The organism is Variovorax sp. dw_954 (assembly GCF_018449755.1).
Lineage (GTDB): Bacteria > Pseudomonadota > Gammaproteobacteria > Burkholderiales > Burkholderiaceae_C > Variovorax.
The window spans coordinates 40,267-52,501 of the sequence record NZ_JAAVVD010000030.1 but is presented as its reverse complement, the minus strand read 5'-3'; the positions used below and the strand labels follow the sequence as shown (position 1 = coordinate 52,501).

Here is a 12,235-nt window from a genome sequence, read left to right as displayed (position 1 = left end):
ACGCGGCATGCTTTGCCTAGTTGAAAACCTCCACAATGTCTTCGGGCTGCCACGTTTTGTCGAAGAATGGTTGCAACGGCCCGTAGAACCGCAGAATCGGGAACCACCCGCGATCCGGCAAGGTCTTGACCCAGTTCCTGTCCTTGCCCGGCGGGGCGTTGGGGCCGAAATAGACATCGATGGAACCGTCGGCGTTCGCGTCGGGTTTGGAATAGAGGCTCACGCTCGGAAAGCGCTGCCCGTTCTGCAGCATGGACCGGCTCTTGGCGTCGTAGACGATCACCGACCAGAAGTCCTTGACCGGCGGGTTGGCCGGAATGCGAAGTCGATAGGACTTCTTGCCGTCAAGGTAGTTGCCCTTCGAATCACGCGGTGTCCACATGTATTGCGAGCCAGCGCCGACGACCTTCGACGCCATGGCCGGCGTGTTGCCGGTGGCCGCGTAGGCGAATGCGGCGCGGCGATCGACGTTCTCGTAGCCCTGGCTGTCGAACAGATAGCTACCGCCAACGAAGGCCCACTGCCAGCGTCGATCGGGATAGACGACAGCGTCGGGGTCCTTGCCGCCATAGGCGACCATGCGCGCCGTCGCGGCTGCGACCCGGGACGCTTCCGTCAGAAGTGCGCGGCGCTTCGGGTCGGGTGCAAATGGTTGTCCCTTCACGATGCCGATCGACGCCAGGTAGAAACGTTGGAGCGACCCAATCGCGTCGGCCGGTTCCTGCTGCACCAGCTCGTTCAGTTCTTCGTAGAAGCTGAAGTCATCGGAATGGATGGTGTCGAGGTACTTGCCCGACGCGTCGAGGAAAGTCGTGGGCCCGGGGCTGGCCTGTTGCGCAAGGGGGTAGACCTTGATCTGCCGGGAGCGCTCCGATGCGGCCTTGGGGTCTGGATCCACCGCCCGCATAAGCATCCAGATGCCGTAAGTAGGCGACTTGCTGACGTGGTAGCCACTGGCGGGCACCTCGCCCTTGTAGTCGGGCGGCAGCAAAAGGTACTTGCCCCCCTCGCCCTTGTCCGGCCCGGCCACACCGCCGTCGATGATGTAGCGCATCCACATGTCGTCAAACAGTCCCAGCATCTTGGGAGGCAGTTCGACGACGGTCGGGCCATCCCTCTTCAAGTCGAGAAAGGTGATGGTGTAGACCGTGTCCGAGTTGGCCGTCAGAAGAAGGGTGTTGGCGTCCAGCAGTTCGGACCAGATGGCGATCTGGCTGGATGTCTTCACGCCGAAGTCCTCCAAGCCCCGACGGAACTTGTACATCGAGACGGCAGACACGTTTTGCAGGTAGACCTCGACCGCGCGGTTCATCACCAGCAGGTCATTCAATTGGTCACTTGCCTTGGCCGTGGGATAGCCGCCCTTGAACTCGAAGTTGCCAAGCCGGCTCTTCACGGTCTCGCTGCCGAGCCAATGATGGGCGTCGGGGGGCAGTGTCTGGGCGCCGGCGACCGTTACCGCGCAAAGAGTCGTTGCAAGCAATGCGTGAATGGAGCGTTTCATGGCGATTCCGATGCAAGGGCGGTGGGCGCCGCGCGGGGCACCGCAGTGAGGAAGTTCGACTGGCACGCGCTAGTTCTTAAAGCGGGAACTGCAGGTTCAAGCCCATGAACACCTGGAACTTGGGCTGCCCGTCGCCTTGGTGCGCAACTGTCCATTGCGGCTCGACGAACAGGTTGTAAGTTGTGCCGCCCATCTTCCAGATCTTGCCGGCGCCCGCACCCACCGGAATGGAATAGTCGCCGTTCTTCAGGTTGAAGTTCCACGTGGCAGAGCTGCGCACGTACCAACCCTGCTCCAGGTTGTAGATGAAAAAGGGCTGCAACTGGGCCGTGTCGACGCCCGGCCGGTCGTCGCCGGCAAACGACTTCTGCCATGTCACCAAGCCCCCCACCAGGCCCCATTTCTGCGGGGCCATGGCCACCGCGGCAAGGCCGCCTTGCCACTTGCCTGCGCCGGTCTGGTCACGGCTCGCAGTGGGCAAAGTGAGTTGCGGGCCGATGCCCAACTCGACGCCGCCGGCCTTGAACAGGAACACGTCGAACAGGTTCAGGTCACCCGCGCCGGTGTAGCGACCGCCGGGCAAGGGCGTGTCGGCAGTGGTCACCACCGGCATCGTCGCGCGCAGAATCTGCGGCATTCCGAAGAGCTTGTGCGGCAAAGTGCCACGAAACAAGAAGGCATTGCTGTCCGCGTCGCCCAGACCGTAGGAGCGGCCCACGTATTGGTCTTGCAGGTTGGCGCCGATGGTGGGCGTGAGCGGGTTGTTGGCAGCGTTCATGTCGGCGCCGCTGGCTTGCGCCGCTGCGCCGAGGGGCAGGCCTGCGGCGGCGAAGACTGCGGCTGCGGCAAGGATGTTCTTCATGGGTTTCCTTGAGAATTGTCCGGGCTCACTTGGTCGCGACGGGCGTCAGCGGCGGCAGATTCCAGGCGCCATTCATCGCAGCCTTGCTCGGCCCATAGATGCGGGCAACTGCGCTGTACTTCGCATCGGGTGCGGGCAACCAGTTGGATTCCATTTCAGGGCCTGGCGATGCGTGTCCCACGTAAAGCGTGAGGCCTCCGTCAGCGTCGTACTTCAGGCCCTTGGTGCGGTCGCCGATCGAATAGCGCTTGAGATCGTTGGCAAACAGGAAGCGGTCGGGCAGCGAGTACAGCGTGATCGACCAGAAGAACCTCGCCGGCGGAAGTTGGCCCTTGGCGAAGTGAATGGTCTGCAGCTTCGTACCGTCGCCGACGTAACCGCCGTACCAGGCCTCCACCAATGAGTTGCCATACAAGCCCTTCTCTGCCGCGATGGCACGCGTGAGGTAGTCGCTCTTCAACTCCGCGCGCGAGCCGAATAGGCCGTTGGAGGACAAGGTGACCTTGGCCTTCGCTGCCAGGGCCTCCTGCGCATCCTTCACGCCGAGGTCGATCGCGGCAAGCGTGTCGGGCGGCAGGGCCGCGGCGTCGAAGGGCTTGCCGGGGGCGATGCCGATGGTTGCGAAGCGCTTCATCAAGGCCATTTCGCTCGGATGCGGCGGCTGCGTGAATTGAAGCAGGAAGTTGAGATAGCCGATGAAATCGTGCGAGCGCGCCTTTGCCCTGTCGAACGGCGGGAAGTCGATGGCGGGCGCAACGGGCGGCGCGGTCTTGTGCTCGAAGCTGCTGAGCGGCTGGAGCTTCATGCCATTCTGCACGGTCTTCACTGCCTCGACGTCTTCAGGTCCGTTCAGCGCGGTCCGCGTGAGCGTGAGAACGATGTCCGTCTCGGAGCGGAACACCTTCTTGATGCCTGCGGGCGGCTTGCCCTTCCACTTCGGCCCGACGAGCATGAAGTTGCCAGCGGCGTTGCCGGTGGCGCGCGAGCCGACGTAGGCGAAGTTGTAGGTGAACAGGTCGATCCACTGCTGCACGTAGTAGCGCTTGTCGGCCACGGCCGGCACGCTCACCACCCAAGGCTCGGTGCGCAGGTCGACCCAAGCCCATGAGTAGGGCGTATCGTTGTTTGGCGTCACGACGTCATGGTTGTCCGGCGTGAAGGCCTGCGCGTAGTGGCGGTACTGGCCAAAGCCACCCACATAAGCCGGGTCGTTGGGCGATGCGACCTGCTTGTACATGGTGTTGTAGTTCTCGAGCATCGCGAACGAATAGATGTACGCGTCCTTGGTGATCGCGCGCACTTGATCGGGTGAAGGCTGTGCGAACGCCAGTTGCGCGGCGATGAGCGAGAGGCCCAGTGCCATCGCGCCTGCTGCCTTGATGTGGATTCGAGTCATCCTGATCCTTTTGAAGTGGAGATGGGTCGATCCTGAATGACATGGATCGAATTCTTCCGATGTATTGATTCGGTCAGGGCAAGCCGAAGCCGGCGCGCCGCCGAAGCGTCACGGCGCGATTTGCACGACGGGCGATTTCCACTGTCCGCTGAGCAACTCCGGCTTTGGCAGGTAGTAGCGCATGGTCAGCATGAATGGGCCCTGTGGCGCAGGCAGCCAGTTGGCTTCCTTGTCCTTGCCCGGCGACTCGTTCTGGATGTAGATGGTGAGGCCGCCATCCGCGTCCGTCTTCAGGTCCGGCAGCATCGGCGAGTTGACGAGGTAGCGGTTCTGGTCGTTCTTCACGAGGAGTTGGTCCGGCAAGCCGTACATCGTGAGCGACCAGAACGCGTTGACCGGGGGGAACTGGCCCTTCGCAAAGCGCAGCACGTAGCGGCCCTTGCTGCCGTCGAGAGGCTGGCCTGCGGCGTCCTTTTCGTAGATCGGGTAGAGCGCCTCTTCGCGCGAATTGGCACCGATGCCGACCTGCGCGCCGACGGCACGATTCAGGTAGTTGTTCTTCATGTAGGCACGGGTGCCGAAGAGCGTGTCGATCTTGCCGCCGAGTTCCGCGCGCCGCGCGTCGATGGCCTTCTGTCCATCGGCCATGCCTTCCTGCATCGCGGCCTTGATGTCGGCGGGCAGGGCGTTCACGTCGACGTGCTTGCCCGGCGCGACACCGATATGGGCGAACCGCGCGCGCAATGCTTTCTCGCTGGGATGGGTCGGAGCGAACTGAAGCACGAAATTGAGCACGTTGAAGAACTCGAGCGACGTGCGCTGCTCCGTCGGACTGAGCGGCTTGATCCAATGCGGCTCGGCTGGCGCCTTGGGTGCGGGCTTGCCGGAAAAGGCTGACAACGGCTCGACCTTGTAGCCTGCCTGGATCTGCTTGACCTTGTCGAGATCCCCCGGGTTGAACAGTTGCGTGCGCCCGATGACGTTGATCATCTCCGTCTCTGCACGGATCACCTTGGTGATGCCCTTGGGCGCCTGCCCCTTCCAGCGCGGACCCGCGATCAGGAACCTGCCGCCGCCATTGCCCGTCGTGCGCGTGCCGAGGTAGTCGAAGTTGTAGGTGTACAGGTCCATCATCTGGAACACGTAGTACCGGTTCTTCTCGATGGCGGGCAAGGTCAGCACGATGGGCTCGGCGCGCAGGTCCAGGCCGAGGAAGGTGTAGGGCGTGTCGGAGTTCGGCGTGACGAAGGCCTTGTCGTCGGGGGTGAAGACGCGGGCGATGTTCAGCACCGAATTGAACGGGCCCTTGTACTCGGGGTTGCCCTTGGCGATGGAGAAGGCATACATCGTGCGATAGCTGTCTTCCATCGGAAACCCGTAGACGTAGGCGTCTTTGGCGATGGTGCGCGCCTCCGCGGGCGTCAGCGCGGGCGCAGCCGACGCGATCGGCACCGTGGCCCATTCGGCGATGCCAGCAAGAAGAAGACCGAGGACGCGGCGTTGAATCATGTTGGACCTTTTTGAACGGGCGTTGATTCTGTCAGGCCGAAATTACTGGTCCAAGTCGTGATACGCCGATCCCAGACGGGGGCGCGGGGTTATTGTTGCCATCCCATGAGAAGTTGATGGGTGAATCATCATCCCGCGTGCTTCCCACCGGCAGGCCGCGCAGATCCTCCGCGCAACTGCGCAGGATCTGGCGAGACACCACGGAACTGCATTGCAGTGCACGCGCCTCGCACAGTTTCGCTTTGAGCTCGCGCGCCGCCTGAGCCACCGGGTCGTCGCTTGCAGTCGCCACCAAATCGACCACGTGCAGGGCCAACTGCGTCCGCCCCTCGTCACCGAGGCGCTGCGCGTGCGCGAGCACGGCGCCGGTATCGCCGAGTGCGGCGACGATCGCTGCCGCGGCGTCGGCCGGGCGCGCCGGATGAAGCTGGGTCGGATTGCGGTCCCACCAGCCGCTCTCGCTGCGCCAGATGTCGCGCACGATGTAGCCGGGGCTGCCATAAATTGCCCGCATGAAGCGGTGACCGAACAGCGCAGGCGGATAGTGCATTCCGGCGAGGATCTCGCGCTCTGACTGACCCGCGTTCATGCGCCGGACCACCTCGGCGCGCAGCCAGCGCAGCGCGCGGATGGGCACCCAGAACGCGGCCTCGATGTCCGCGCCGTTGGTGATGGGGCTGCCGAACTCCGGCAAGACCATCGTAGGACCCAGTGCATGGAGTCGCTCCAGTGTTTCGACCCAGCGCATCGGGTCGCGCAACGTGCGCAGCGGCGTGCCGATGTTCGGAATGCTGCGGATCATGGCGGCGCTTCCGTACAGGAAGCGCTCTTGCGGCAGCCAGACGGCCACGGTGTCGTCCGTCTCCGATGGGGCTGCGACCAGTTCGACCACGCGGTCTCCGAGTGCGAGGCGCAGACTGTCTTCGAACAGGACCTGTGGCATCGGGAAGTCCTGCGCGCTGGCGGCTTTGAAGGGCCGTCGGAACTGCCGGCTGTTGAGCCAGGCTTGCAGCCCCGCCGTCTCCACGTAGCGCTGGTAGCGGCGCGCCACGTTGCGGTGCGCGATGCGCAGCGGCGGCGCTTCGCCGCGCGCGAGCGCGTGCGCGATCCACACCTGCACACCGGCGTTGTATCCGGCGTGGCCGTGGCTGTAGACAATGGCGTGCACCCGCGTCTGCGTCAGAGTGCGCAGGCGCGCGATCATCTGCTGCGACACTTGTCCGCCGGGACCGGCGTCGACGATGACCACGCCCTCATGCGTCTCGATCGCGAGCGTGTTTCCCTGTCCTCCCAGCGTGTGCACACCCGGTACCAGGTCACGAAAAAGTTCGGCGTTCATCAAGACGCCAATGCCTGATGTCGGAGGGGCGGCCGTTTTCATGGTCAGGCCCATTGCGGTTGCTGGCGGCTGGCTGCATCGCACACCGGTTCGCCCATCAGGTCATCGGCGGCACTCAGGTAGAGGTTGCGCGAGACCACCGAGGTCAGCTGCGTCGCCCGGACGCGACAGAGCTCAGCCTTGAGCTCGCGCGCCTGCGCCACCAGCGGGTCGGCAGGGTTGGCGGCTGCCAGCAGATCCACCACATGCAGCGCTAGCTGAGTGTCGCCCTTTGTGGCGAGCAGGCGCGCGTGCTCGAGCACCCGGGGCGCGTCGGGCAACGCCGCCCGGACCGCTGCGGCCGCGGCGTCCGGTGCCGCGGGGTGCAAGTCGGTGGGATTGCGGTTCCACCAGCCGTTCTCGCTGCGCCAGATGTCGCGCATGATGTATTCAGCGCAGCCATAGGTGGGGTTCATGAATCGGTGCGCGAACAGGTCCGGTGGCAATGGCACGTCGTGCAGGATCTCGACCTCGCCCATGCCAGCGTTCATGCGCCGCACGACTTCCTGGCGCAGGTACTTCAATGCGCGTGAAGAGACTTCCAGGGATTCCCGGATCTCCGCCGCATCGGTCAGCGGCTTGCCGAACTCGGGGATGAGCACGAGCGGGTCGAGCGCCAGGAACATGTCCAGTGTTGCAGCCCAGCGCACCACGTCGCGCTGGATTCGGAACGGCGAGCCCGAATTGGGACAGGCCTTGATGAACGCATTGGAGCCGTACAAGGTGCGCACATCCGGAATCCACACGGCGGTGCCGTCGTCGGTCTCGGAGGGCGCGTGGATCAACTCGACGCTGCGATCGCGTCCCTCGATGCGCAGCCGCGTCCGGTAAGTCTCGTCCGGCAGGCGGAACCAGTGCGCGGGTGGCACGGACGGATACGGCGAGCGGAACTGGTGCTCGTTGGTCCAGGCCTGTAATCCGCCGGTCTCGCGGTAGCGACCATAGCGGTGGGCCACGCGCTCGTGACCGACGACGCGCGGCGGTCGCTCTCCTTTCCCGGCCGCGTCGTCCAGCCACTGCTGCACGCCGTTGTTGTAGCCCATGTGGCCATGGCTGTAGACGATGTGGCTCACGCGCTGGCCGAAGCTCTCGCGGACCTCGCTGATCATCCGCCGCGTGATGTCCCCGCCCGGCCCTGCGTCCACCAGCAAGAGGCTTTCGCCCAGTTCGACGATCAAGGAGTTGCCTTGGCCGCCCAGGGTATGCACGCCGCTGGCGTGCCGCGCGAGGCCTTGCTTCATCATGAGGATGTTGTTGGTGGAGTTCATCGCGTTCTCTCTTGGGTGCTGGGCCGCTGGGCAGTGCAGTCCGTGCGTCCGGATGCATGGAAATTCGAAGCCATGATGCCAATTGCTATTATGATAGGTAATCGGGAAACCACCTAGGCTGTTATGACAGCAAAGGGAGGAATTGGTAAAAACCCAGTCCTTGCTGTCATAATAGGTGTGGCATCATCCCGGCCATGAAAAGTTCCAAGCCGTCCCTTGCGCTGCACGCCGTTGTCGCGGCAGCCCTCTTCCTGTCGCTGGGCGCGTCGGCGCGTGCAGCGGACGAATTCCCCGCCAAGCCGATACGGTTCATCGTTCCGTACCAGGCCGGTGGTTCGACTGACATCTTCGCGCGCGTCGTGGCCGAGGCATTGGCCAAGCGGTTGGGCCAGCCGGTGATGGTCGAAAATCGCACCGGCGCGGGGGGCATCATCGGCACGGACTACGTCGCGAAAAGCGCCCCCGACGGCTACACGTTGCTGTTGACGATTCCTGGCCCGATCACGGCCAACCTGGCGCTTTACGACAAGCTGCCCTATGACCCGCGTACCGATCTGCGAATGGTGTCGGACGTGGCGCTCGCGCGCACCGTCCTGGCTGTCAATCCTTCGGTCCCGGCGAAGGATGTCGCAAGCCTGATTGAGGCCATGAAGGCGTCGCCCGGAAAGTACGCGATGGGCTCCTGGGGTCCCGGCACCTTGCCGCACCAGGTGCAGGTGTACATGGACAAGACATATGGCGTGCAGACGCTGCACGTGCCTTACAAGGGCGAGGGCCCGATGGCGTTCGACCTGATCAGCGGTGCCATCACCATGACGGTCGGCTCGGTTACGACACTGCGACCCTACGTTGCGAGCGGCAAGTTGCGTGCGCTGGCCGTGGTGGGCACGCGCCGCGCAGATGCCATTCCGCAAGTGCCCACCTTTGCAGAGCAAGGCTATCCGGATCCGGTCTATGCCTTGGCCGGGCCGACCTCACTGCTGGCGCCGGCAAAGACACCCGATGCCGTCGTCGAACGCCTCGGGCGTGAAGTGCAGGCCGTGATCAAGCAACCCGATGTGGCCCGTCGCATTGGGGAACTCGGCGCCGAGCCCGTGGGCAATTCGCCGGCGCAGGCCACCGCGGCCTACAAGGCGAACCTGCCGATTGTTCTGAAGATGGTGCAGGACACGGGCGTCAAGCTTGACTGAAGAAGCGCCGCGCCGGCGCCCGCGCATCCCGCCTCTCCTTTTATGATCGGAAACTTGCCGTACGCGTCTGCTTTAAGTGATTGACGCGCCGGTCATTCCGTACCGTGGGCCCTACATGTCAACTTCCTCCGATAACTCCGCCGTCGCCAACCTCCCGCTATTCGCCCAGATCGAAGCACAACTGCGTCAACGCATTGTGGTCAACGAGTTGGTCGCGGGGAGCAAGTTGCCATCGGAGGCGGAGCTGGAAATCGAGTTCGGTGTCAGCCGGATCACGGTGCGCCAGGCACTCGCAGCACTTCATGCGAAAGGACTGATCCAGAAGGTGAACGGCAAAGGTAGCTTTGTCACCCGGCCCTCCGACGCGCCCAAACTCGGGCCGCTGACCGGGTTCTTCGACCATATGCGGGCCCATGGACGTGAAGCCCTCGGCAAGACACTATCGGTGCGTGAAGTCGAGGCGCCCGCGGCAGTTGCGGAAGCGCTGAGGCTGGCGCCCGGCGAGCCAGTTACCGCAATCACGATGGTGCGGAGCGTCGATGGCAAGCCGTTGTTGTACGGCATTGCCTGGGGAGAGGCGGAACTCGTGAAGGCGCTGATTCGCGAGGACATCGATACCAACGACTTCATGACCTTGCTCGAAGGCCGCCTCGGCTTCCGGATGAAGAGCACACACATCGAGACGAGCGCCGTGCCCGCGGGCAAGCTGCGCGCGCGGCACCTGGGCATCGATGCCGCGGCGCCCGTCTTGCGCATCCGCTTCACGCCCCACGATGTGACGGACCGCCCCCTGCTGCATGCCGACATGTACTTCCGCGGCGACTCATTCAGCTACAAGGCGGTCATCAAGCGCTAGCACGGCGAAGGGGTGACGACCTGGCGGTCGGTGCGTTTTTGCCATTTGGCAAATGTGGCTCGAAGAGGAGAGTTCGGTCCAAGGCCCGCAAAGCTATCATAACAGCATAGGTGTAAGCCCTAGAACCTATCATAATAGGTTGGTGGCATGATCGTGTCCTACTCCAAGGACCCGTCTCCATGTCTCTTGCTGCATTGCTGCATCCCGCATCCGTCGCAGTGGTCGGTGCCTCACAAAATCCGCAGAAGGTCGGCGGCATGCCGGTGCGACTGCTCAAGGAACTTGGCTATGCCGGCGCTGTGTACCCGATCAATCCCGCGGCCAAGGAGGTCCAGGGGCTGACGGCGTACGAATCGCTGGCGGCCGTACCGGCTCAGATCGACCTGGCCGTCGTCGCAGTGCCGGCCGATGCGGTGGCGGCCGCGCTCGAACAGGCGGTTCAGGCTGGCGTGCGGGCCGCCATCGTTCTGAGTTCGGGCTTTGCCGAAGTGGGAGCGGAAGGCGCGCAGGCGCAAGCCCGCCTGGCGGAGATCGCGCGCCGCGGCCAACTCACGTTGCTGGGACCGAACTGCCTCGGCGCCATGAACCCGCGCCGTGGGCTCTATGCCACCTTCTCGCCCGCCCCACTGGCCGGGCAGCCGAAGGCCGGCGGTGTGGCGATCGTGAGCCAGAGCGGCGCGTTCGGGGCCTATGCCTACTCGCTCGCACGGGCGGGCGGGCTCGGATTGAGCCACTGGGTGACGACGGGCAACGAGGCGACCACCTCGGTCGCCGACGTCATCGACGGCCTCGTCGACGATGAGGACACGCGCGTGATCCTGGCCTATGTGGAAGGCGCGCGCGACGGGCGCGCCTTGCACCGCGCGCTGGCGAAGGCGCGCGCGGCAGGCAAACCGGTGATCGTGACCAAGGTGGGCCGTACCGAGGCCGGGGCGCGCGCAGCCATGTCGCACACAGCGAGCCTTTCTGGCGAGGACGCGGTGTATCAGGCCGTGTTCGATGACACGCGCACCATCCGCGCCGACACCGTCGAGCAGATGTTCCGCTTCGGCCAGGCATTTGCGCTCGGCGTGGCACCCCGGGGCCCCCGCCTCGGCATCCTGACCGTGTCGGGTGGCGTCGGCACGTTGATGGCGGACGCGGCCAGCGATGCAGGCCTTGACATGCCGCCGCTGCCCGAGCCGATCGCGCTCGAACTGCGCCGCCGCATCGCTTTCTGCTCGACCAGCAACCCGGTCGATCTGACCGGGCAGATCACCGCCGACTACAGCCTCGTCGACTACGCGGCGGTCGAAGCGGCACGCAGCGGCGCATACGACGCCATAGTGATGTTCCTTGCGGCGGCGGGTGCGGCGCCGGGCTACGCGCGGAAGATCGCGCAAACCGTGAAATGGGTGCGCGAGGCGGCACCCGGCGTCAGCCTGGCCTTTTCCGGCATCGTGATGCCCGAACTCAAGCGTGAACTCGAAGCGCTGGGCTGCCTCGTCTACGAGGAGCCAACGCATGCGATCGAGAGCCTGGCGGTGATGGCGAAGTGGCAGGCCGATGCGAGTGCCGATGAGGCACCCGCACGCGGGAGGGTTTCGATGCCGACTGGCATGTCGGCCGCCATGTGCAACGAGATCGACGGCCTCGCCTTCCTCGCCGCGAACGGCGTCGAAGCTGCGCCGCACCGTCACGTGCAGGACGCGGACGAAGCCGTGGCCGCCTGGCGCGATCTCGGCGGCCAGGCCGTGCTGAAAATCGTTTCGCGCGACCTGCTGCACAAGAGCGACGTCGGCGGCGTGCGTGTGGGCTTGCGCGACGAAAGGGAACTGCGTGAGGCCTTCGCAGGGATCGTGGCGTCGGTCACGCAACTGGCGCCGCAGGCGCGACGCGAAGGCATGCTGGTGGCGCGCAAGCTCAGCCCGCGTGTCGAAGTGATGCTCGGGGCGCGCTGGGACGAGAGCTTCGGGCCGCTCGTCGTGCTGGGCCTGGGAGGCGTGGCCGTCGAACTCGATGCGCACACGCTCGTGCTCACCGCGCCCACCACCCCCGGGCGCGTACGCGACCGGCTCGAACGCCTCGGCGTGCTGAAACGCCTGCAAGCCTGGCGCGGCCAGCCGGCCATTGACCCTGCGGGCCTGATCGACACGGTGGTCCGCTTCGCAGCGCTGGCCGCGGCCCTGGGTCCGCGCCTGCGCACGATGGAGATCAACCCGTTGATGGTGACGAGCGACCGCGTGGCTGCCGCCGATGCCGTCGTCGAGATCGCGGCGGCCTGATCCACGGC

General features: G+C 64.8%; 9 protein-coding genes. 3 read left to right on the top strand and 6 right to left on the bottom strand.

The features are described 5' to 3' along the window. Positions 1-16: 16 nt before the first annotated feature. From HB681_RS32230 to HB681_RS32205, 6 genes are all read right to left on the bottom strand, one after another. Positions 17-1,504 (bottom strand): DUF1254 domain-containing protein, encoded by a 1,488-nt coding sequence (locus HB681_RS32230; protein ID WP_213958967.1) that lies wholly within the window; start codon positions 1,502-1,504, stop codon positions 17-19. Between the two features lie 76 nt (positions 1,505-1,580). Next, entirely contained in the window at positions 1,581-2,366 is a 786-nt protein-coding gene (locus HB681_RS32225; protein WP_213958966.1) for a hypothetical protein, read from the bottom strand. 25 nt (positions 2,367-2,391) lie between these two features. Then, the gene (locus HB681_RS32220) at positions 2,392-3,762 is read right to left on the bottom strand and encodes a DUF1254 domain-containing protein (protein ID WP_213958965.1); all 1,371 of its coding nucleotides are present in this window, start codon (positions 3,760-3,762) and stop codon (positions 2,392-2,394) included. A 108-nt stretch (positions 3,763-3,870) separates the two neighbouring features. After that, positions 3,871-5,271 (bottom strand): DUF1254 domain-containing protein, encoded by a 1,401-nt coding sequence (locus HB681_RS32215; protein WP_213958964.1) that lies wholly within the window; start codon positions 5,269-5,271, stop codon positions 3,871-3,873. A gap of 31 nt (positions 5,272-5,302) precedes the next feature. After that, positions 5,303-6,664, bottom strand: a complete 1,362-nt coding sequence (locus HB681_RS32210) for an alkyl sulfatase dimerization domain-containing protein (RefSeq protein ID WP_256354478.1) — start codon at positions 6,662-6,664, stop codon at positions 5,303-5,305. Continuing rightward, complete coding sequence (locus HB681_RS32205) at positions 6,655-7,917, bottom strand: alkyl sulfatase dimerization domain-containing protein (protein ID WP_213958963.1); 1,263 nt, start codon at positions 7,915-7,917, stop codon at positions 6,655-6,657. The genes HB681_RS32210 and HB681_RS32205 overlap by 10 nt, the downstream gene beginning before the upstream one ends. 194 nt (positions 7,918-8,111) lie before the next feature. Here HB681_RS32205 and HB681_RS32200 point away from each other — a divergent pair, with 194 nt between their 5' ends. The 3 genes from HB681_RS32200 to HB681_RS32190 all read left to right on the top strand — a co-directional run bounded on the left by HB681_RS32200 (position 8,112) and on the right by HB681_RS32190 (position 12,227). Next, positions 8,112-9,107 carry a tripartite tricarboxylate transporter substrate binding protein gene (locus HB681_RS32200; RefSeq protein ID WP_213958962.1) on the top strand — a complete coding sequence of 332 codons (996 nt, stop codon included), beginning with the start codon at positions 8,112-8,114 and terminating at the stop codon, positions 9,105-9,107. Between the two features lie 115 nt (positions 9,108-9,222). Continuing rightward, entirely contained in the window at positions 9,223-9,963 is a 741-nt protein-coding gene (locus HB681_RS32195) for a GntR family transcriptional regulator (RefSeq protein ID WP_213958961.1), read from the top strand. Positions 9,964-10,142: 179 nt separating this feature from the next. Then, positions 10,143-12,227: an acetate--CoA ligase family protein gene (locus tag HB681_RS32190; RefSeq protein ID WP_213958960.1), complete on the top strand. Its 2,085-nt coding sequence runs from the start codon at positions 10,143-10,145 to the stop codon at positions 12,225-12,227. The last annotated feature ends 8 nt before the right edge of the window (positions 12,228-12,235 follow it).

Coding starts and splice junctions, on each gene's coding strand:
- HB681_RS32230 (WP_213958967.1), bottom strand. CDS start 1,504: ATGAAACGCTCCATTCACGCATTGCTTGCAACGACTCTTTGCGCGGTA.
- HB681_RS32225 (WP_213958966.1), bottom strand. CDS start 2,366: ATGAAGAACATCCTTGCCGCAGCCGCAGTCTTCGCCGCCGCAGGCCTG.
- HB681_RS32220 (WP_213958965.1), bottom strand. CDS start 3,762: ATGACTCGAATCCACATCAAGGCAGCAGGCGCGATGGCACTGGGCCTC.
- HB681_RS32215 (WP_213958964.1), bottom strand. CDS start 5,271: ATGATTCAACGCCGCGTCCTCGGTCTTCTTCTTGCTGGCATCGCCGAA.
- HB681_RS32210 (WP_256354478.1), bottom strand. CDS start 6,664: ATGGGCCTGACCATGAAAACGGCCGCCCCTCCGACATCAGGCATTGGC.
- HB681_RS32205 (WP_213958963.1), bottom strand. CDS start 7,917: ATGAACTCCACCAACAACATCCTCATGATGAAGCAAGGCCTCGCGCGG.
- HB681_RS32200 (WP_213958962.1), top strand. CDS start 8,112: ATGAAAAGTTCCAAGCCGTCCCTTGCGCTGCACGCCGTTGTCGCGGCA.
- HB681_RS32195 (WP_213958961.1), top strand. CDS start 9,223: ATGTCAACTTCCTCCGATAACTCCGCCGTCGCCAACCTCCCGCTATTC.
- HB681_RS32190 (WP_213958960.1), top strand. CDS start 10,143: ATGTCTCTTGCTGCATTGCTGCATCCCGCATCCGTCGCAGTGGTCGGT.